We start from the raw sequence: 20,630 nt of genomic DNA on the forward strand, positions 1-20,630 counted from the left end.
TTACTCCATCATTTTCTCAATTGGTAACACCAGAATTGAACTGGCACCCAGCGCTTTCAGTTTTTCCATGGTTTCCCAGAACAGCGTTTCACTGCTCACCATATGCATCGCTACACGCTGTTGATCGCCTGCGAGCGGCAGAATGGTTGGGCGTTCAGCGCCTGGCAGCAGAGAGATAATCTCGTCCAGACGCTCACTTGGTGCATGCAACATAATGTATTTCGATTCACGCGCCTGAATCACGCCCTGAATACGAGTCATCAGTTTGTCGATAAGCTGTTGTTTAGCTTCTGGCATTTCGCCATCGCGCTGAATCAGGCACGCTTTGGAACGGTAAATCACTTCTACTTCACGCAGGCCGTTGGCTTCAAGCGTTGCACCGGTAGAAACCAGGTCACAAATCGCATCAGCCAGACCCGCACGCGGGGCAACTTCAACGGAACCGTTCAACAAGCAAGATTTGAACTGCACACCTTTGCCATCAAGGTAGCGCTTTAACAGGTGAGGGTAAGAGGTGGCGATACGTTTGTTGTTGAGGCATGCCGGGCCATCCCATGGCTCATCAACAGAAATCGCCAGCGAGAAACGGCAACCGCCGAAATCTAAACGACGCAGCGTGTAATAACGAGGATCTTCGCCCTGAGCGCGGCGAGTCAGCAACTCTTCTTCCAGCACGTTCTCGCCAATAATCCCCAAATCCACCACGCCGTCCATAATCAGCCCAGGGATATCGTCATCACGGACACGCAGAATGTCGATCGGCATGTTTTCTGCCAACGCAATCAGGCGCTGAGTGTGCAGGTTGATTTTTATCCCGCAGCGAGCCAGTAATTCGCGTGAGTCATCGCTCAAACGGCCTGATTTCTGAATAGCTATGCGTAAACGGTTGTTGTCTAACATGTGCAATCTCTCCTGATAAATTCTTGTCTGACGTCCAAAAAAAAGCCCCCGGAAGAAATCTTCCGGGGGCTTATTGACTCGTTCATGCACCAGTGGAAGATTTTTTCATCTTCCAGCACACATCGCCTGAAAGACTAGTCAGGATGATAGTGATGATGGTGGGTCGTATTTTGAACGCGTGTCATAAAATTCTCGTATGAATGTTTATTCATGATGTGCTTTTAACGTAAACCAGATGCAGCGTTGAGCGCAAGGGCTTTTTTCACCTGGGATTAATATTCTGTTTAGCCGCAGTAATTGTCAGTTCCGCTAACGTGGCGTAGCCTAAAAGCAGGGCGAAAAAGAACCGCAGAGAAATATGCTGCATTCCAGGAGACAGGAAATGAAAAAGGTTGCGATTGTCGGGTTAGGCTGGTTGGGAATGCCACTGGCATTGTCATTGTCAGCGCGTGGCTGGCAAGTGACAGGAAGTAAAACCACCCTTGATGGTGTCGAAGCCGCAAGAATGTGCGGAATTGACAGTTATCAATTGCAACTCACGCCCGAACTGATTTGCGATAGCGACGATCTCGACGCGTTGCTTGATGCTGATGCTTTGGTGATAACGCTGCCCGCTCGCCGCACCGGTGAAGGGGACGATTTTTATCTGCAAGCGGTTCAGGAAATTGTCGATAGCGCGTTAGCACATGATATTCCGCGCATCATTTTTACCAGCTCCACGTCGGTTTACGGTGAAACAGAAAGCACCGTGAAAGAAACCTCGCCGCTTGAACCGGTGACTGCCAGTGGCCGCGTGCTTAAAGAACTTGAAACCTGGCTGCATGATTTGCCGGGAACCTCGGTCGATATTCTGCGCCTGGCAGGCTTAGTTGGGCCGGAGCGCCATCCTGGGCGCTTCCTTGCAGGGAAAGTGGATGTGCAAAACGGCACGCATGGCGTCAACCTGGTGCATCTCGAAGATGTTATTTCAGCTATTACGCTGTTGTTGCAGGCTCCAAAGGGCGGACACATCTATAATTTATGTGCGCCAGATCACCCATCGCGTGCTGAGTTCTACACTCAAATGGCGCGCCAGATGAACCTTGATGCGCCAGTGTTCAGAACGGAAGGGCAAAATGGCCACGGTAAGCTGGTGGATGGCAACCGTATTTGCAATGAACTTGGGTTTGAATATCAGTATCCAAACCCGCTGGTAATGCCCATGCAGTAACCGCTGTGGGGCATTGCTCGTGACCGAAGGGAACGAGTATGAAACCACTGCTGGATGTATTGATCATTCTCGATACCCTCGATAAAGAAGGGAGCTTTGCTGCGGCGGCAACAAAGCTTTTCAAAACGCCTTCCGCACTCAGTTACACCGTTCAAAAACTCGAAAACGATCTCAACATTCAAATCCTCGACCGTTCCGGTCATCGCGCACGTTTTACGCGAACGGGTCAGCTTCTGCTGGAAAAAGGCCGCGAAGTACTGCATTCCGTACGTGAACTGGAACAGCAGGCTATCAAGCTACATCAGGGCTGGGAGAACGAACTGGTCATTGGTGTAGACGACTCTTTCCCATTCTCACTGCTGACTCCGCTGATTGAAGCGTTCTACAAAAGTTACAGCGTGACGCGCCTGAAATTTATTAATGGCGTGCTCGGTGGTTCCTGGGAGGCGCTCACCGAAGGGCGGGCGGATATTATCGTTGGCGCAATGAGTGACCCGCCGTCACTGAGCGGTTTTGGTTTTACCTTGCTCGGGCAACTCGAAAGCGTGTTTGTCGTCGCGCCACATCATCCCCTGGCTGAGATCGAAGAACCTCTAACGCGCCGGGTGGTGAAACGCAGTCGCGCGGTGATCGTCGGCGACACTTCCCGTCTTGAACCGTCGCGTTCGATGCATTTGCTTGAAGATCAGGATGCAATCACTGTTTTTGATTTCAAAACTAAACTCGAGCTGCAAATCAGCGGCATCGGCTGCGGTTACGTTCCGCGTTACATGGCGCAACGCTTTATTGAAAGTGGCGTTTTGGTAGAAAAACGGGTGGTTTCCCATGTGCCGTTTGTTCCGGTATGGATTGGCTGGAACGAGCAAACCGCTGGGCTTGCCAGCGAATGGTGGCGCGAGCAGATAGTCAGCAGTCCGGAGATTGCCGTGGTCTACGGCACCACGGAAAATAATACAAATGGGTGAGTGGCAGGGTGCTGTCGTCACATCTATGGTTAAGAGTGGATCGTTATTTCTTCTGAAAGTGTCTTCGCGTTTATTTTTCTTCTCTGCGTGGTTTTGCAGAGTTTTTTTGTGCGCAAGGAGTCTGTATGAAGCAAACCAATCAGCAATGGCAGTCACGACGTGAGCAGGCGGTTCCTCAGGGAGTCGGCAATGCGTTGCCGGTATACATCGAAAAAGCGAAAAATGCCGAAATCTGGGATGTTGAAGGCAAACGCTATATTGATTTTGCTTCGGGTATTGCGGTGCTCAATACCGGGCATAACCATCCGGCAGTGATTGACGCGGTACGTCAACAGCTTGAAAAATTTACCCATCCTTGTTTCCAGGTCACGCCATACGGCAATTATATCGAGCTTGCCGAACGGCTGAATACACTGGTGCCGATAAGCGAACCGTGCCAGACCCTGTTTCTCACCACTGGCGCAGAAGCCGTTGAAAATGCCATTAAAGTGGCGCGAATCGCCACCGGGCGCTCGGCTATTATTGCGTTTCGTGGCGCGTTCCATGGCCGAACCCTTCTGGGAATGGCGCTAACGGGCAAAGTTCAGCCGTATAAAAAAGGTTACGGCCCCTTCCCGGCAGGTATATATCACGCGCCTTATCCAGCGGCATATCTTGGCGTGAGCGACACTCAGGCGCTGGCCTCACTGGCGGGTATTTTTGCCGCCGATGTGTCACCCGATGAAGTCGCCGCCATTATTATTGAACCGGTACAAGGGGAAGGGGGCTTCTACGCCGCATCGCCTTCCTTTATGAAACAACTGCGCGCGCTGTGCGATAAACACGGCATCGTGTTGATTGCCGACGAAATCCAGAGCGGTTTTTGCCGTACCGGTAAAACCTTCGCGATTGAACACAGTGAAGTGGAACCCGATTTAGTCACGATGGCGAAAAGCCTGGCGGGCGGTTTCCCACTTTCGGCGCTGGTCGGCAAGAAATCGTTGTTTGATAAAGCCATGCCGGGCGGGCTTGGCGGCACTTATGCGGGTTCACCCGTGGCGATTGCTGCCGCGCTGGCGGTGACTGATATCATTGAGACGGAAAATCTCAATGCCCGCGCGCAAGAAATTGGCGAGCAAATCACCCGTCGTTTACACGAAATGGCTGAGCAATTTGACTGTATTGGCGATGTCCGTGGTTATGGCGCAATGATTGCCATGGAACTGGTGGAAGAGCGTGACAGCCATCGTCCAAATAAAGAGTTAACACAAGAACTTGTTAAAGAAGCCGGTAAAAAGGGACTGGTGCTGCTTTCTTGCGGAGTGCGAGCCAATGTGATTCGTTTTCTCGTTCCGTTAACTGCTGAAAAAGAAATTGTTAATGAAGGTCTCAACATCTTGTCATCATGCCTCGAATTAGTGCAAAATACGCGCCTCACTAAATGAGAACAAAAAAACCGACGTTAAACGCGTCGGTTATTTTTTTGCATTAAGTTCCAGTAGTCAAACAGGCATCCGCCAAAAAATCCAAGAGGCCGGGCTTCGTACCGGATAGATACTAGCTTTTAAAAAACGACAGTCGTGTCGCCGAGGAAATTCAGATGGGGCAGCTTTTTGCTTTTGCGCAGGTATTCGCCGTTTGGGGGAATGACCATGTCGCTTAACGTCACCGCAGGTGCAAAATCTCGTGTTGAACTCCGTAAGAGCCTAACGCTCATTCCGGTTGTTATGATGGGCCTTGCTTATATGCAGCCTATGACCTTGTTCGATACATTTGGGATTGTATCTGGCCTTACCGACGGACATGTCGCTACGGCTTACGCGTTTGCCCTTGTGGCAATTTTGTTTACCGCGTTAAGTTATGGAAAGCTAGTACGCCGCTTCCCATCAGCGGGTTCCGCCTATACCTACGCTCAAAAAGCTATCCACCCGGTGGTCGGCTTTATGGTGGGCTGGTCGGCGCTGCTTGATTATCTCTTCATGCCGATGATCAACATCCTGCTGGCAAAAATCTATTTTGAAGCCCTGGTGCCGTCGATCCCATCGTGGATATTCGTGGTGCTGCTGGTGGGCTTTATGACCATCTCCAACCTGCGTGGCATCAAAACTGTGGCTAACTTCAATAGCCTCATCGTTGTGCTGCAAATGATTGTGATGGTGGTGATAACGGGTCTGGTGATTTACGGCGTAGCCAATGGCGAAGGTGCCGGCACGTTAACCAGCACGCGTCCATTCTGGTCTGAACACGCAAACGTGGTGCCGATGATCACCGGAGCGACGATACTGTGCTTCTCGTTCCTCGGCTTTGACGGCATTAGCTCGTTGTCCGAAGAAACTAAAGATGCTGGCCGAGTCATCCCGAAAGCGATTTTCCTGACTGCCCTGATTGGCGGCGTGATCTTCGTGGTGGTGTCTTACTTCCTGCAACTGTACTTCCCGGACATCTCTCGCTTCCATGACCCGGATGCGTCACAGCCAGAAATCATGCTGTTCGTGGCAGGTAAAACCTTCCAGTTCGGAATCCTGATTTTCTCCTGTGTGACTGTTCTGGCGTCAGGTATGGCGGCACATGCGGGCGTTTCGCGCCTGATGTATGTGATGGGTCGTGACGGCGTGTTCCCGGAGCGTTTCTTCGGTTACATTCACCCGAAATGGCGCACCCCGGCGTTGAACGTTGTGCTGGTGGGTATCATTGCTCTGTTCGCGGTGAAATTTGACCTGGTTACAGCAACGGCGCTGATTAACTTCGGTGCGCTGGTGGCGTTCACCTTCGTGAACCTGTCAGTCATTTCCCAGTTCTGGATCCGCGAAGGCCGTAACAAGTCCATCAAAGATCACATCAACTATCTGGTGCTGCCAATCTGTGGCGCGCTGACAGTGGGTGCATTGTGGATTAACCTGGAAGAAAGCTCGATGATTCTGGGGCTGATTTGGGCGGCTATCGGCCTGACCTATCTGGCCTTCGTGACTCGTCGCTTCCGTAACCCGGTGCCACAATTCAACGAAGACCTGGCGTAATCGCTGCAGATGAAAAAGGCCGCGAAAGCGGCCTTTTTGTTTTATACCTTCAAAGAAATTAACCCACCAAAAACTGCGCGTACTCAAACAATGCCTTAAGCAACGCCGTCTTTTCTTTATCGCTTTCATGCAGGTTGTACAGCGCTTCCAGTTCTTGCGCGTAGGCCTGCAGCGCCTCCTGAGACAACACCTCACGGCGATGTTCTAACCAGCGCTGTTGTTCTGCTTCATCCAGCGTGCCGGGGAAATTTCGCGCGCGATAGTTAAACAGCAATTTCTCGATGCGTTTATCGGCAAAGGTAATATCCAGCGCCGGTAAATTTTGCGGCTCCGTCTCCAGTACAATGCGCATCGCCGCGCGATCGGCATCGCTGAAGAAGCCATTATACAATTGAGCATCGACATTATCAGACGGCACAAAAGGCTCGGCCTCAGCAAAAATAGCCACCGCTTTTTCACGCGCGGCCGGGTGTTCACGCAGTAATTTCAGGTTATCCAGGCAACGTTTACGATCGATGCCTAACCGCTCGGCATCTTCCGGACGCAGAGTATTCGCCACCGCCAGCACCGGGCATTTATTCAAATGCACCAGTTTGATGGGCACCGCCGGACTATCGCCCAACGCGGCTTTCGGTGTATACAAACGCTCGCGTAATGCATCGGCATCCAGTTCCAGCAGTGGAGAAATATCTCCAGCCAAATCGACCATGATCACCGCATTACGGTTATCCGGATGCCAGGCCAGCGGCGCAATCCAACTGGTATTGCCGCGCCACGCACCGAACATGCCCGAAACATGCACCAGCGGTTTCATCTGCGGAATATCAATCAGCGTGGTGAGCTTGTGTTTGGAGCGGTAAGTATAGAGATACTCGAACAGACGCGGCTGGCGTGTTTTAACCAGTTGCGCCATAGCGATAGTGGCGTAAACGTCGGACATCGCATCGTGCGCGTTGGCATGATCAATTCCGTTGGCTTTGGTTAAATGCTCCAGGCGAAAACTCGGCAGACCATCCTCGTTTTCCGGCCAGACAATCCCTTCAGGGCGCAACGCATAACAGGCGCGCATCACATCAAGCAGATCCCAGCGCGAGTTATCGTTCTGCCAGCTCCAGCCATACGGGTCGTAAAAATTACGATAGAAAATATTACGCGTCACTTCATCATCGAAGCGCACATTGTTGTAGCCCACCACACAGGTCTTGGGCAGCGTAAAAATACTGTGGATGCGTTTAGCAAAATCGGCTTCGTTGACTCCCTGAGCCAGCGCGTGCTGCGGGGTAATCCCGGTAATCATCACTGCTTCGGGTTGAGGCAGATAGTCATCAGCGGGTTTGCAGTAAAATACTTCCGGTTCGCCAATGACATTGAACTCGGAATCTGTCCGAATCGCTGCAAATTGCGCGGGGCGGTCAAGCGAAGGACTTTTGCCGAAAGTCTCATAATCATGGAAGAGAAAGGTCGGTTGTTGCGTTGTATTATCCACGGTTTACTCCCGCCCTTGAGTGTTGTTTAACATATTGTTATTAAACTGAAATCCCACTAAAACTCTCTCCATGTTTCAAACTTGTTGGTCAGTCACTGCATCAGTGCATGGTAAACCATTAACAGGCCTCCTGCACCACTGCGCAAGATATTCAAGATGAGTATGCAATGCTATCTATTCATATATTTTTGCAATTTAATTGCGAAAATTATCGCAAACTCCAGTAAAAGAAGCGGCTGAATTTATTGTTACCGAGGGTATATCGTTGAAGATCCGTCTGTTTGCTGTCTGTTCTCTGCTGTCATTATCTGCTCACTCCGCTTTTGCCGACGATATCTTTGTTAACCCGCCATCCCCTCCACAAATTCAGGCGGGTTCCTGGGTGTTGATGGATTACACCACCGGGCAAATTCTGGCTGCGGAAAATGAACATGTGCGACGCAACCCGGCAAGTCTGACTAAATTGATGACGGGCTATGTGGTGGACCGCGCCATTGATAGCGGGCGCATCAAGGCTGACGATATCGTGACAGTGGGCAGAGATGCCTGGGCAAAAGGCAATCCGGTTTTCGACGGTTCATCGCTGATGTTTTTGAAACAGGGTGACAGACTCACCGTTCACGATTTGAGTCGCGGGTTGATTATCGACTCCGGGAACGATGCTTGTGTCGCGCTAGCCGATTACGTTGCTGGCGGGCAGCCGCAATTTGTGGCGATGATGAATAAATACGTGCAGCAATTACGCCTGCGCGATACCCATTTTGAAACGGTACACGGCCTGGATGCACCGGGTCAGCACAGTTCCGCTTACGATCTTGCCGTGTTATCCCGCGCCATTATTCATGGCGAACCTGATTTTTATCATATGTATAGCGAACGTAGCCTGACCTGGAATGGCATCACCCAACAGAACCGTAATGGGCTGTTATGGGACAAAGGCTTGAATGTCGATGGCCTGAAAACCGGTCACACCGCGAGTGCCGGGTTCAATCTTATTGCGTCGAGTGTTGATGGCGAGCGCCGTTTAATTGCTGTGGTGATGGGGGCTGAAAGCCCGAAAGGGCGTGAAGATCAGGCGCGTAAATTACTGCACTGGGGTCAGGATAATTTCGATACCGTTCAGGTTCTGCATAAAGGTAAGAAAATTGGCACCGAGACAATCTGGTACGGCGATCAAAAGAAAGTCGAAGTCGGAACCAATCAGGATGTCTATCTGGCGCTGCCAAAATCTGAAGTGCCTAATATTAAAGCTAAATATGTCCTCGACAAGCCTGAGCTGGAAGCCCCTATAGCGGCTAACCAGCATGTCGGTGAGATTGAACTGTTTGACCGCGATAAACTGATTGCGCACTGGCCGCTGGTGACGCTGGCTGATGTCAAAAAGGGCAGCGCATGGTCGCGCTTCAGCGATTATCTGAGCCACAAACTGTAAATTAATTGAAGGATGCAAACGGGGTCGGCAGTTATGCCGGCCCTTTTTTTTGCCTGTACTAAGATCTACAGGCGATAGATTCGCGAAAAGCGATCATGCTCGCAAAGTAACCACATCACCCTGACAAAGGATTGTTTCCCTGCAATTTAGTGGTGTATAAACATACAGTATTTTTAAACGAGTCAGGAGGTCATATGGAATTTAACGTACAACAAGTGCATGAGCGGAAAGTAGCTGGTTTTCATATGGTAGGGCCGTGGGAAAAAACGGTTCATCAAGGGTTTGAGCAGCTTTCTCTGTGGGTGAAAACACACAAAATTGTCGGCGAAGAGTGGCTGGCGGTTTATTACGATAACCCAGACGTTGTGCCTGCGGAAAAGCTGCGCTGCGATACCGTAGTATCAGTGGCCGAAAACTTCACCGTGCCTGAAAACAGTGAAGGCGTTATCACCACTAAAATAGAAGCCGGGCAGTATGCGGTGGCGCGCGCCCGAGTCGATGACGGTGATTTCGCCAGGCCGTGGAACCTGTTCTTCGACAGCCTGCTGGCTGACAACCGCTATCAAATGGCATCGAAACCCTGCTTTGAACACTATCTTAACGATGGTTCGGAGAGTGGAGTCTGGGAAATCGACATGTTTATCCCGGTGGCAGATCAAGTCTGATGCTAAAGGGGGCGCAAGCCCCCTAACTTTGTGATGCCACCTCAATAAAAACAGGTACAATCCCGTTTTTGTTTTTCAGGAGACCCGGGTGTGCGCCCCGACAAATCATTAAGCCCGTTTGAGCTCCGCGTTTATCGCCACTACCGAGTCGTGCACGGTATCCGTATCGCGCTGGCATTTGTGCTCACCTTTCTTATTGTCCATCTTCTGAAAGTGCCAGAAGGGACATGGCCATTAATCACCCTCGTGGTGGTGATGGGGCCGATTTCCTTTTGGGGAAACGTTGTCCCGCGTGCATTTGAGCGTATTGGTGGCACCATTTGTGGTGCAACTATGGGCCTGGTTGCGCTCAGGTTAGAGCTGTTTTCGCTGCCTTTGATGTTGGTGTGGTGTGCGCTGGCGATGTTTATCTGCGGCTATCTGGCCCTGGGTAAAAGGCCCTATCAGGCTTTGCTGATTGGTATCACACTTGCCGTGGTGGTGGGTGCGCCCGCAGGAGACATGGAAATCGCGATGTGGCGTAGCGGTGATGTTATCTTCGGTTCATTACTGGCGATGCTCTTCACCAGCATTTACCCGCAGCGTGCGTTTATCCACTGGCGTATTCAAATGGCGAATTTCGTCACGGCCTTTGGTCGGGTCTACAACGCCGGTTTTTCTCCAAACCTGGTGGAACGCCCACACCTGGAAAAGCATCTGCGCCAGGTATTAAGTGATGTGGTCAGAATGCGGGCGTTGATTGGCCCGAGCAGCAAAGAAACCCACATTCAAAAAACCATTTTTGAAGCGATTCAAACCGTCAGCCGTAACATGGTGTGCACGCTCGAGCTGCAAATTAATGCTTACTGGGCGTCCCGTGAAAGCCACTTCCTGATGATCAACGCACGCACACTGCGTGACACTCAGCAGATGACGCAACGCACACTCGCGGCAATTGCCCTGGCATTGCATGACGGAAATCCGTCGCCGATTTCTGCCAATAACGAAAAACTAACCGAAATCGTCAGTGAGTTGCGCCAGTTGATGCAAGAGGGGCCGAACGGGAAACTTCAGGAAACCCCCATTCATGGCTACGTCTGGTTGAGCCTTGAGCTTGCCCGTCAACTGGAATTGCTCTCACAGTTGATCTGCCGCGCGTTACGCAAATAATTGCTTAGTCTGATATGAATTGCTGGTTTCGATTCAGCACTATTTGAGGTTAAGATAGCGAAAGAGACCCATCGCCTGTATGTTCGGGTTGCAGCTAATCACCATGCAGCTTGAAGAATGACATTGTCAGCGGCCGTCGCTACCTTTAAGGTAAGCTTATGACCGTTAACTTAATGAATCGTTGTTTTAACGAATCCAAGTATGAAATTAGCAGGGGTATAAAAATGGAACCAACCAAACCATCTTTCCAGGACGTGCTTGAGTTTGTGCGTCTGTTCCGTCGTAAAAACAAACTGCAACGTGAAATCCAGGACGTGCAGAAAAAGATCCGTGATAACTCAAAACGCGTTCTGCTGCTGGACAACCTGAGCGATTACATCAAGCCGGGCATGAGCATCGAAGCTATTCAGGGCATCATCGCCAGCATGAAAACCGACTACGAAGACCGCGTTGATGACTACATCATCAAAAACGCTGAGCTGTCTAAAGAGCGTCGTGAAATTTCCAAAAAATTGAAAGTGATGGGCGAAATCAAGGCCGATTAAATTTACCCGTCATACTTCGGGCTGCCTCTGCGTTGGCTGCGTTCACTTGCCGCCTTGATGCAACTCGAATTATTTAGGGTAAATAGTGTTAATTTTAGAAACCGCCATTCATGGCGGTTTTTTTTCGCCTGAGTTTAACGCACGCCGCCTGCTACCATCTTCACCAGATGTTGCCGTGGGTAATGCACATCAATAGCCAACTGTTTAATCTGCCAGCGTAATTTCTCAGCATCATGTTTGCGCACATCCAGCATCAGTCCCACAGCACTTCCGCTGTGCGCCACGTTCACGCCGAATAAATCAAACTCTTCGACCAGCGCCAACAGCGGCGAAAACATCGGTTTTGCCAGTAACGCCTGGCTGGCGATAGCGCTTTGCGTGGCAGCTTCTCCCAACAAGCGAGGATCTTGCATCCTGCAACTTTGTTGCAAGCGAAGCCACGCCTCATCGAGCGCTGCGGCATTGCTGATTAACGTCGATTCGCGCTGATGACGGCGATATTCCTCAGTCAGAATCGTCGTATCACTTTCAAGTAACAGGATATCCACTGCTGGCGCGGGCTGGCAGCTAAACTGAGTCTGTGCATTCAGATGGGAAAACAGCGTCGGCAAGACAAAAATCGTGCTGTCGGTCGGTTCGATTTTTACACATAAAGCGGCAAGGGTAGATTCGCTGAGTGTTTCACCTAAATGCCGGGCGGTTGCTAAGGCTGTTGCGGCAATATCTGCGGTGCTGCTCGCAAGGCCTTTACCCACTGGGATGGTGGACTCAAGAGCCGTGCTCAGGCTATTTGCTAATGCAGCGGGGTAGCCGAAATACGCCACCACCTGTTCCAGCATCTGGCGCATACGTGGCCGCTCTTCGCCAGACTGCACGCCTTCACGGACTTCAACGGTGCTAAACCAGTCGATAGGGCATGAAACCAGCTTTTCGCTGCCGCCAATCCAACCCTGAATGAATTCGCCGCAGGACGCCGGGCAGCGCGCTTCAGCCATAACGGTGGCAACTCTCTTTCATCGTGGATCTCATTTTGTTTTCTTCGCCACAAGCCTTAAAAAATCAATAAAAATTGTTATAGCGCAACACTCGCTATCTATTAGCTTTTACACTGTTCGAGCTTTTATATATTCACGCGCATGATAGTTTGAGTGTCATGCACGATACAACTGACTCGTTTATGCCATGTCTTTACCCGTTCTTATTTGGGGTGAATATGGCTGGGAAGGAGGTGTAATTCCTCCGCAGCCCCCGCTGCTGTGATGCCGACGAACCCGCGTAACCACTGATCTCACGATTGGGAAGGGCGGGCGAGAATGAAGCTAAGCCAGAAGACCGACGAGTCATTTAATTTAAACAACTCCTTCGGTGGGAAGTCAGTTGTCATCAGTTGCGTGCGGCTTCCGGCTGCACGCACGTGCTGACATCCGCTTTTTGCCCAAATGTAATAAGGCAACTATGGCAGGGGCAGCGAAACACGCATTCGTCATTGCAGGCACCAGCAGCGGCTGTGGCAAAACCACCGTCACGCTTGGGCTGCTCCGCGCCTTGATGGTGCGTCATCTGCGCGTTCAACCTTTCAAAATCGGCCCCGATTATCTCGATAGCGGCTGGCACAGTGCGGTGTCAGGCGTGACCTCGCGCAATCTCGACGCGTTTATGTTGCCGACTCCCACGCTCAATGGTTTGTTTAACCAACAAATGCAGCAGGCCGATGTGGCGGTTATCGAAGGCGTGATGGGGCTTTATGACGGCTACGGCACAGACCCGAACTATTGCAGCAGCGCCGCAATGGCAAAGCAGCTCGGCTGCCCGGTTATTTTGCTGGTTGATGGCAAAGCAGTCTCCACCTCTATCGCCGCCACGGTAATGGGCTTCCAGCGGTTTGACCCGTCGTTAAACATCGCGGGTATCATCCTTAATCGCGTCAACAGCGACAGCCATTACCAACTGCTGGCCGAGGCGATTACCCGTTACTGCGGTCTGCCCGTACTGGGGCGAGTGCCGGTTATGGCGGATGTGGCATTGCCATCACGCCACCTTGGCCTGGTTCCGGCACAAGAAAATCTTCCTCAGGACGAACGCTGGCAGCAGCTCGCAAAACAGCTTGAAGAAACCGTTAACATCGACCATCTGCTGGCGTTATCGTGCCTTAACTCATTGCCAGAGGGCAAAGCGCCCACCCTACCAGATGCGGCATTAGCCGATGGATTAACCCTCGCGCTGGCCGAAGACGAAGCCTTTAACTTTTATTACCCGGATAACATCGACCTGCTCGAGCAGGCCGGAGTGAAAATTCAGCGCTTCAGCCCGCTTCATGACGACGCCGTTCCCGATTGCCAGATGATCTGGCTGGGTGGCGGTTATCCCGAAGTGCATGCCGCCAGGCTCGCCGCAAATTTCAAAATGCATGAATCCCTCAAACAAGCCCATCAACGCCGCATCCCATTGTATGCCGAGTGCGGCGGGTTGATGTATCTGGGCGAATCGTTGACTGACATTGAGGGCGAAACTCACGCCATGTGCGGCGTATTGCCTGGCCACAGTCAGATGGGCAAACGCCTGACCCGCTTTGGCTACTGCGAAGCCACCGCGCGACAAGACACCTTGCTGGCAAGCAAAGGCGAAACTCTGCGCGGCCACGAATTTCACTACTCCGATTTCAGCGGCCCATTACCGGCGGCCCTCGACTGCTGCAAATGGCGCGATGGCGTGGCGATTTCGCGCTGGCAGGGAGGCATTCAGCACCAGGCGACGTTTGCCAGCTACCTGCATGTGCATTTCGCCCAGCGCCCGGCAATGCTCAATCGCTGGTTGAAACTGGCGAGGAGTGCTCAATGACGATACTGGCGTGGGGTGTGGCGTGGTTACTGGATTACTGGCTCGGCGACCCACAAAACTGGCCGCATCCGGTGCGCTGGATGGGCAATCTGATTAACGGTTTACAGCGCGTCATCCGCCAATACTGCAAAAGCGACCGCGCGCTGAAAATCGGCGGCGGCGTGTTGTGGCTGGTGGTGGTTGGCTCCACCTGGGGCATGAGTTGGGGGGTATTGCACCTCGCAAATCTCGTGCATCCGTGGCTTGGCTGGCTGGTCGAAGTGTGGATGATTTACACCGTGCTGGCTGCGCGTTGCCTGAGCGATGCCGCGCTTGAGGTCTACCGCGCCCTGAAAAATGGAACGCTTGAGCAGAGTCGCGAAAAACTCTCGTGGATTGTCGGGCGCGATACCTCGCAACTGGAACGCCCGCAAATCACCCGCGCGGTAGTGGAAACCGTGGCGGAAAACAGCGTCGATGGCGTCATCGCGCCGTTGTTTTTCCTGATGATTGGCGGCGCACCGTTAGCCATGGCCTACAAAGCGATTAACACCCTGGATTCGATGGTGGGCTACAAAACGGAAAAACACCGCGCCATCGGTTTTGTCAGCGCGAAACTCGACGATGTCGCCAACTTCATTCCCGCACGCCTGAGCTGGCTGCTTCTCACCATCGCCGCCTTTTGCTTACGCGCGAATCATCGCCAGGCGTTACGCATCGGCTGGCGTGACCGCTATCAGCACAGCAGCCCGAATTGCGCCTGGCCTGAGGCCACGGTCGCGGGCGCGTTAGGCATCCGGCTCGGCGGTCCCAATACCTATTTTGGCGAACGGGTAGAGAAACCCTGGATTGGCGATGAGCAACGCGGCATCGCGCTTGAAGACATTCCCCGCACCATTTCGCTCATGATGCTGGCTTCACTGCTCGCTTTGCTGCTGTTTGCCGCACTGCGCACTCTCGCACTGGGTATAGCTTAAGGACTCACGATGAATTACCTGCAACAACCACAGCTTATTGAACAGCATAGTTTTGAAATCATCAGCGACATTATTGCCGCCGAGCACCCGGACTATCGTTTCAACGACGCTATTCAGGAAGCGATGATCAAGCGCGTGATTCACACCACGGCCGATTTCGAGTGGCTGGATATTCTGTGGTTCTCGCCTGATGTCATTGAACAACTTAGCGAAAGTTTGCAGCGCGGTTGCACGTTGTACACCGACACGACGATGGCATTGTCCGGTATCAACAAAACGGTATTGGAGCAATTTGGTTGCAGTTATCGCTGCTATATCAGCGACCCGCGCGTCGTGGCGCTTGCCAAAGAGCAGGGTGTGACCCGCTCGATGGCGGCGGTGGATGTCGCCTTGCAGGAAGAAGGTGAAAAGATTTTTGTTTTCGGTAACGCCCCCACTGCGCTGTTTCGCCTGCTGGAAAAAGGGGCGAAACCGGCTGCCGTGATCGGTGTACCGGTCGGGTTTGTTGGTGCCGAAGAATCTAAAGAAGCGTTAGTTGAAAGCGGCCTGCCCGCCATTGCGGCGCGCGGACGCAAAGGGGGCAGCAATGTTGCCGCCGCCATTGTTAACGCCTTGCTTTACCGCTTGAAGGAGTCGGTGTGAGCGAGCCGCAATCCGACTGCGTCTGGCATAAAGGCAAGGCGTATCGCAAAGGCTACACCACCGGATCGTGTGCCACCGCGGCGGCAAAAGTCGCGGCGCTGATGGTGCTGCGCCAGCACGTTATCGACCAGGTTTCGATCATTACGCCTTCTGGTGTCACGCTGCATCTCAATGTCGAAATGCCAATGATTGAAGGCCAGCAGGCAACCGCCGCGATCCGCAAAGACGGTGGCGATGACGTTGACGCCACCCACGGGATGCTGATTTTTGCCCGCGTGCGGCTTAATGACAGCGGCGCTATCACGCTGCACGGCGGCACTGGCGTGGGCAAAGTGACGCGCAAAGGTATCGGTTTGCCTATTGGCGACTCGGCGATTAACCGCACGCCACGCCAGACCATCGAAGCGGCAGTGCGTGAAGCTATAGGCATGGAACGGGGCGCGGATATCGAAATCTTCGCCCCGGAAGGTGAAGAGCGGGCGAAGAAAACCTACAACCATCGGCTCGGTATTCTGGGCGGCATTTCGATTATTGGCACCACTGGCATTGTGATGCCGATGTCTGAAGAGAGCTGGAAACGCTCCCTGGCGCTGGAGCTGGAAATGAAACGCGCTGCCGGGCTGGATAAAGTCATCCTGGTGCCTGGCAACCACGGCGAACGCTTCGTGCGCGAGCAACTGCAACTCGAGAGCGAATGCGTGGTGACGATGAGCAACTTCGTCGGCTACATGATTCAGGAAGCGGTGCGTCTGGAATATCGCCACATCGTATTGATTGGCCACCCCGGCAAACTGGTGAAAGTCGCCGCCGGAATTTTCCACACCCATAGCCATATTGCCGACGGGCGCATGGAAACTCTGGTCGCACATCTGGCATTGATGGGCGCCCCGTTTGAATTGCTTACGGCGGTGAGCGAATGCGACACCACCGAAGCCGCACTGGAAATTATCACCGAACAGGGCTGGCAGGGCGTGTTTGAGCGCCTGGCGTCTCGCATCTGTGAGCGCGTGGAAGAGATGCTGCGCTTTACGCAATCGCCGCCAAAATGCGACGCCATTATGTTCTCGTTTGATAACCAGGTGTTGGGCAGCAGCCGTCCGCTGGTGGAAATAGTGGAGGATCTACGATGCTGACCGTCGTTGGAATTGGCCCAGGCGCTGCGCACATGCTGACGCTTCAGGCGCAAGCCGCTATTAACGACGCGCAGATTCTGGTCGGTGGCGCACGCCAGTTGGCTTTGTTTGCGCACGGCAACGCACAAACGCGGCTGTTGGATAGCGACCTCGACGGCTTAATCGACTGGTTGCGCGAGCGCATCACTGAACGAGTGGTGGTATTGGCCTCGGGCGACCCGTTGATTTATGGCATCGGCAAACTTTTATCTGCGAATTTCTCGCCCGCAGAACTGCACATCATCCCCGGCATTAGCTCGATTCAGTATCTGTGCGCCAAAGCGGCGGTAGATATGAATGACTTATGGATAACCAGCAGCCACGGGCGCGAGCCTGATTTTAATGCCGTCGCGGCGCACCAAAAAGTGGCGATGGTGACTGACCAAATCATCAATCCCTATGTCATCGCCCAGGCCATGCTGACGCGTGGCCTCAATCCTGTTTTCATTATTGGCGAAAACCTTTCGTCGGCTAATGAACGAATCCACCGCCTGCGAGCCGCTGACGTGGCGCACTCTTATGCGATGAACGTGGTGCTTATTCTCAATGAAAGATGATCTGTTTTTACGCGGCGCACGCGTGCCGATGACCAAAGAAGTGGTGCGCACTCAGGCGCTGGATCGTTTGCAGCTTCAGGATGCTCGACACTTTATCGACATCGGCGCAGGAACGGGCAGCGTTTCGCTTGAGGCGGCGATACGCTACCCACAGCTACGCGTCACGGCGATTGAACGCAACCCCGACGCGCTGGCCTTGATGGCAGAAAACCGCGAAATTTTTGCCTGCCCGAACGTGGACATTATCAGCGCGTACGCGCCAGTGGATCTGGATGTCATGGCTGACGCGGTGTTCATCGGCGGCAGCTGCGGGCAGCTCCCCGAACTTATCGACTGGTCGCTGGCGCATTTGCACCCCGGCGGACGGCTGGTGATGACCTTTATCCTGCTCGAAAATTTAACCTGCGCGCTAACTCACCTTGAGCAGTGCGCCATTCGCGATTTCGATTGCCTGCAACTGCAAGTTTCCACGCTGGCAAAGCTTGGCAGCGGCCACTATTTCAAACCGAACAATCCCACTCATCTGATTTCGTGCCTGAAGGAACAACGCCATGACTGATTTATTTGATACCCGCAAAGTCTGGTTTGTGGGGGCCGGGCCGGGCGATAAAGAACTTATCACCCTCAAAGGCTACCGCGTGCTGCAACAGGCACAAGTGGTTATCTACGCCGGATCGCTGATTAATCCTGAGCTTCTGGATTATTGCCAGGCGGGCACCGAATGCCACGACAGCGCCGCGCTCAACCTTGAGCAAATTATCGAACTGATGGCAAACGGCGTGAAAGCCGGGAAGCTGGTGGTGCGTCTGCAAACGGGCGATCTCTCCCTTTATGGCTCGATTCGCGAACAGGGCGAAATGCTAACGAAACTCGGGATCGGCTACGTTTCGGTGCCGGGCGTCAGCGCCTTTTTGGGCGCCGCTGCGCAACTGGGGGTGGAATATACGGTCCCGGAAGTCTCACAAAGCCTGATTATCACGCGCATTGAAGGCCGCACGCCGATGCCGCCGCTCGAACAGCTTGAGTCTTTCGCCCGTCACCAGACTTCTATGGCGATTTTCCTTTCAGTGCAGCGCATTAACCGCGTGGCGGAACGGCTGATTGAAGGCGGTTATCCCGCCGATACGCCGGTTGCTGTGGTCTATAAAGCCACGTGGCCGGACTGCCAGGAATTACGAGGCACCCTGACTGACATCGCCGACAAAGTGCGCGAGGCGGGGATCCGTAAAACCGCGCTGATAATGGTCGGTGCGTTTCTTGGCGAGGAGTATCACTACTCAAAACTCTACGACGCAGGATTCAGCCATGAATACCGCAAAGCCTGAGTCGATTGCCCTGTTTTGCCTGACGCCCGGCGGCGTGGCGCTGGCGCAACGTCTGCAAACGGCGCTGCCGCTCACCTGTTTTACCAGTGAAAAACTGCTGCAACCGGGGTTTATCCCGTTTGGGGAAAGCTTTGCGCAAACGGTAGAACAGGCATTTAGCCAATATTCCGCGCTGGTTTTCATCGCTGCCACGGGGATCGTGGTGCGCGTGATCGCGCCCTGGGTAAACGACAAATTACATGATCCGGCGGTGGTGGTGATGGACGAGCGCGGCGAGCACGTCATCAGCCTGCTTTCCGGCCATCTCGGTGGGGCGAACGACCTCACTCGCCAGCTAGCGGGCATTTTAGATGCCGACCCGGTGATCACCACCGCAACCGATGTTAACCACCTGGCGGCACTCGATACGCTGGCGGCAAATCTCGATGCCACTATGAAAGATTTCCGCCTCGCGGTGAAAACCGTTAATCAAATGCTGGTGAGTAAGCAGCGCGTTGGCCTGTGGTGGGATGCCGATTTTGCGAAGACTGCCGCGCTTTACGACACTCGCGGTTTTATCCCGGTCACTAGCCTGGATGCACTGCCAGAGCTGGATGCGCTGGTGTGCGTCACGCTTCGCGCCGAACTGGCAGCGCAAAATATTCCGCTGTTTAAGCTGGTGCCAAAACGCGTGGTGGCGGGGATGGGTTGTCGCCGTGATACTCCGCCGCAAATCGTCAGCGAACTGTTAACTCAGCAACTGGCAGACAACCATTTTGATCCACTAGCCTTGAGCGCTATCGGCAGCGTCACCCTTAAACAGGATGAAACCGCGCTGCTGGCACTGGCGGAAAAGTATCAGGTTCCTTTCAAAATTTTTAGCGTTGACCAACTGAGCGAACACGAACAGCGCTTTCCGGTATCGGAATTCGTGCGCGACACCATTGGCGTTGGCAGCGTCTCACAACCGGCTGCGTGGCTGATGAGCGACGGCAAGCTGGTGGGTAGCACCCTCAAACAGCAGGGTGTCACCATAACTTTAGGAGTTTCAGACAGATGTTAACGGTAATCGGCATTGGCCCTGGAAGCTTTGCCATGATGACGCAGGAGGCGATTGCCGCCCTGCAAGAGGCTGAAATTGTCGTCGGCTATAAAACCTATACCCACCTGGTCAAGCCGTTAACGGGCGATAAACAGGTCATCAAAACCGGCATGTGCAAAGAGATTGAACGCTGCCAGACCGCTATCGAACTGGCACAGGCCGGGCACAAAGTGGCGCTGATTAGCAGCGGCGATGCGGGCATTTACGGCATGGCAGGCCTGGTGCTGGAGCTGGTGACGTCGCAACAACTCGATATCGAAGTCCGACTGGTGGCGGGCATTACCGCCAGTATTGCCGCCGCGTCACTGCTCGGTGCGCCGCTGATGCACGATTTCTGTCATATCAGCCTCAGCGATTTGCTGACGCCATGGCCGGTTATTGAAAAACGCATTATCGCCGCGGCCTCGGCTGATTTTGTTATCTGCTTCTACAACCCGCGCAGCCGTGGCCGCGAAGGCCATCTGGCGCGTGCCTTCGAATTGATGCGTGAGTTTACCAACCCGCAGACGCCGGTCGGTGTGGTGAAAGCCGCCGGACGTAAGAAAGAACAGAAATGGCTGACCACTTTTGGCGAAATGGATTTTGAACCGGTCGATATGACCAGCCTGGTGATTGTCGGCAACAAGACCACTTTTGTGCGCGATGGTCTGATGATCACCCCGCGAGGCTACGAGCTGTGAGTGAACTTCTCGCTCCCGTAGGTCGGATAAG

General features: G+C 53.2%; 22 protein-coding genes, 1 riboswitch and 1 other annotated feature. Of the genes, 18 read left to right on the forward strand and 4 right to left on the reverse strand.

Features of this window, described 5'->3' with window-relative positions; genetic code table 11:
- Window positions 1–900 carry an ATP phosphoribosyltransferase gene (gene hisG, locus DY231_RS07965; protein ID WP_115627908.1) on the reverse strand — a complete coding sequence of 300 codons (900 nt, stop codon included), beginning with the start codon at window positions 898–900 and terminating at the stop codon, window positions 1–3.
- Window positions 901–936: 36 nt separating this feature from the next.
- Window positions 937–1,059 (reverse strand) — a sequence feature (His leader region).
- A complete protein-coding gene (gene hisL / locus DY231_RS25605) occupies window positions 1,035–1,112 on the reverse strand; it encodes a his operon leader peptide (RefSeq protein WP_115631792.1) in 78 nt (25 codons plus the stop codon). Its footprint overlaps the feature before it by 25 nt.
- A 170-nt stretch (window positions 1,113–1,282) precedes the next feature.
- On the opposite strand from hisL, the gene DY231_RS07975 reads away from it, so the two are divergent.
- The 5 genes from DY231_RS07975 (at window position 1,283) to DY231_RS07995 (ending at window position 6,071) form a co-directional block, all read left to right on the forward strand.
- Window positions 1,283–2,110, forward strand: a complete 828-nt coding sequence (locus DY231_RS07975) for an SDR family oxidoreductase (RefSeq protein ID WP_115627909.1) — start codon at window positions 1,283–1,285, stop codon at window positions 2,108–2,110.
- Between the two features lie 38 nt (window positions 2,111–2,148).
- A complete protein-coding gene (locus tag DY231_RS07980) occupies window positions 2,149–3,075 on the forward strand; it encodes a LysR substrate-binding domain-containing protein (RefSeq protein ID WP_034496523.1) in 927 nt (308 codons plus the stop codon).
- A 125-nt stretch (window positions 3,076–3,200) separates the two neighbouring features.
- Window positions 3,201–4,499 (forward strand): 4-aminobutyrate--2-oxoglutarate transaminase, encoded by a 1,299-nt coding sequence (gene gabT, locus DY231_RS07985; protein WP_115627910.1) that lies wholly within the window; start codon window positions 3,201–3,203, stop codon window positions 4,497–4,499.
- 155 nt (window positions 4,500–4,654) lie between these two features.
- On the forward strand, window positions 4,655–4,717 hold the full coding sequence (gene yoeI, locus DY231_RS25610) for a membrane protein YoeI (RefSeq protein WP_115631794.1): 63 nt from the start codon (window positions 4,655–4,657) through the stop codon (window positions 4,715–4,717).
- Window positions 4,707–6,071 carry an APC family permease gene (locus tag DY231_RS07995; protein ID WP_115631793.1) on the forward strand — a complete coding sequence of 455 codons (1,365 nt, stop codon included), beginning with the start codon at window positions 4,707–4,709 and terminating at the stop codon, window positions 6,069–6,071. The genes yoeI and DY231_RS07995 overlap by 11 nt, the downstream gene beginning before the upstream one ends.
- Window positions 6,072–6,129: 58 nt before the next feature.
- On the opposite strand, the gene sbcB is transcribed toward DY231_RS07995, so the two are convergent.
- Window positions 6,130–7,557, reverse strand: a complete 1,428-nt coding sequence (gene sbcB / locus DY231_RS08000; protein ID WP_115627911.1) for an exodeoxyribonuclease I — start codon at window positions 7,555–7,557, stop codon at window positions 6,130–6,132.
- Between the two features lie 265 nt (window positions 7,558–7,822).
- On the opposite strand from sbcB, the gene dacD reads away from it, so the two are divergent.
- The 4 genes from dacD (at window position 7,823) to DY231_RS08020 (ending at window position 11,348) form a co-directional block, all read left to right on the forward strand.
- On the forward strand, window positions 7,823–8,989 hold the full coding sequence (dacD, locus tag DY231_RS08005; protein ID WP_115627912.1) for a serine-type D-Ala-D-Ala carboxypeptidase DacD: 1,167 nt from the start codon (window positions 7,823–7,825) through the stop codon (window positions 8,987–8,989).
- Between the two features lie 194 nt (window positions 8,990–9,183).
- A complete protein-coding gene (gene sbmC, locus DY231_RS08010) occupies window positions 9,184–9,654 on the forward strand; it encodes a DNA gyrase inhibitor SbmC (RefSeq protein WP_115627913.1) in 471 nt (156 codons plus the stop codon).
- Between the two features lie 90 nt (window positions 9,655–9,744).
- Entirely contained in the window at window positions 9,745–10,803 is a 1,059-nt protein-coding gene (locus tag DY231_RS08015; protein WP_115627914.1) for an FUSC family protein, read from the forward strand.
- A gap of 224 nt (window positions 10,804–11,027) precedes the next feature.
- Window positions 11,028–11,348, forward strand: a complete 321-nt coding sequence (locus tag DY231_RS08020) for a DUF496 family protein (RefSeq protein ID WP_034496514.1) — start codon at window positions 11,028–11,030, stop codon at window positions 11,346–11,348.
- Window positions 11,349–11,482: 134 nt separating this feature from the next.
- Here the strand turns inward: DY231_RS08020 and DY231_RS08025 are convergent, their stop codons facing one another.
- Window positions 11,483–12,343, reverse strand: a complete 861-nt coding sequence (locus DY231_RS08025; protein ID WP_115627915.1) for a GHMP family kinase ATP-binding protein — start codon at window positions 12,341–12,343, stop codon at window positions 11,483–11,485.
- 180 nt (window positions 12,344–12,523) lie between these two features.
- Window positions 12,524–12,703, forward strand: a riboswitch (cobalamin riboswitch).
- A 100-nt stretch (window positions 12,704–12,803) separates the two neighbouring features.
- Here DY231_RS08025 and DY231_RS08030 point away from each other — a divergent pair.
- The 9 genes from DY231_RS08030 to DY231_RS08070 are packed head-to-tail and all read left to right on the forward strand — an operon-like array spanning window position 12,804 to window position 20,599.
- Window positions 12,804–14,186 carry a cobyrinic acid a,c-diamide synthase CobB gene (locus DY231_RS08030; protein ID WP_115627916.1) on the forward strand — a complete coding sequence of 461 codons (1,383 nt, stop codon included), beginning with the start codon at window positions 12,804–12,806 and terminating at the stop codon, window positions 14,184–14,186.
- Window positions 14,183–15,142 (forward strand): adenosylcobinamide-phosphate synthase CbiB, encoded by a 960-nt coding sequence (gene cbiB, locus DY231_RS08035; protein WP_115627917.1) that lies wholly within the window; start codon window positions 14,183–14,185, stop codon window positions 15,140–15,142. The genes DY231_RS08030 and cbiB overlap by 4 nt, the downstream gene beginning before the upstream one ends.
- A gap of 9 nt (window positions 15,143–15,151) precedes the next feature.
- A complete protein-coding gene (locus DY231_RS08040) occupies window positions 15,152–15,784 on the forward strand; it encodes a cobalt-precorrin-8 methylmutase (RefSeq protein WP_115627918.1) in 633 nt (210 codons plus the stop codon).
- Entirely contained in the window at window positions 15,781–16,917 is a 1,137-nt protein-coding gene (cbiD, locus tag DY231_RS08045) for a cobalt-precorrin-5B (C(1))-methyltransferase CbiD (protein ID WP_115627919.1), read from the forward strand. Before DY231_RS08040 ends, cbiD begins: the two co-directional genes overlap by 4 nt.
- The gene (locus tag DY231_RS08050) at window positions 16,911–17,513 is read left to right on the forward strand and encodes a cobalt-precorrin-7 (C(5))-methyltransferase (protein WP_115627920.1); all 603 of its coding nucleotides are present in this window, start codon (window positions 16,911–16,913) and stop codon (window positions 17,511–17,513) included. Before cbiD ends, DY231_RS08050 begins: the two co-directional genes overlap by 7 nt.
- Window positions 17,503–18,072 carry a decarboxylating cobalt-precorrin-6B (C(15))-methyltransferase gene (locus tag DY231_RS08055; protein ID WP_115627921.1) on the forward strand — a complete coding sequence of 190 codons (570 nt, stop codon included), beginning with the start codon at window positions 17,503–17,505 and terminating at the stop codon, window positions 18,070–18,072. Before DY231_RS08050 ends, DY231_RS08055 begins: the two co-directional genes overlap by 11 nt.
- Window positions 18,065–18,838: a cobalt-precorrin-4 methyltransferase gene (locus tag DY231_RS08060; protein ID WP_115627922.1), complete on the forward strand. Its 774-nt coding sequence runs from the start codon at window positions 18,065–18,067 to the stop codon at window positions 18,836–18,838. Before DY231_RS08055 ends, DY231_RS08060 begins: the two co-directional genes overlap by 8 nt.
- Entirely contained in the window at window positions 18,819–19,880 is a 1,062-nt protein-coding gene (cbiG, locus tag DY231_RS08065) for a cobalt-precorrin 5A hydrolase (RefSeq protein WP_115627923.1), read from the forward strand. The genes DY231_RS08060 and cbiG overlap by 20 nt, the downstream gene beginning before the upstream one ends.
- Window positions 19,874–20,599, forward strand: coding sequence for a precorrin-3B C(17)-methyltransferase (locus DY231_RS08070; RefSeq protein WP_034496493.1), 726 nt, complete (start codon window positions 19,874–19,876; stop codon window positions 20,597–20,599). The genes cbiG and DY231_RS08070 overlap by 7 nt, the downstream gene beginning before the upstream one ends.
- Window positions 20,600–20,630 lie beyond the last annotated feature (31 nt).

It is taken from the genome of Buttiauxella agrestis (genome assembly GCF_900446255.1).
GTDB classification, from domain to species: Bacteria; Pseudomonadota; Gammaproteobacteria; order Enterobacterales; family Enterobacteriaceae; genus Buttiauxella; species Buttiauxella agrestis.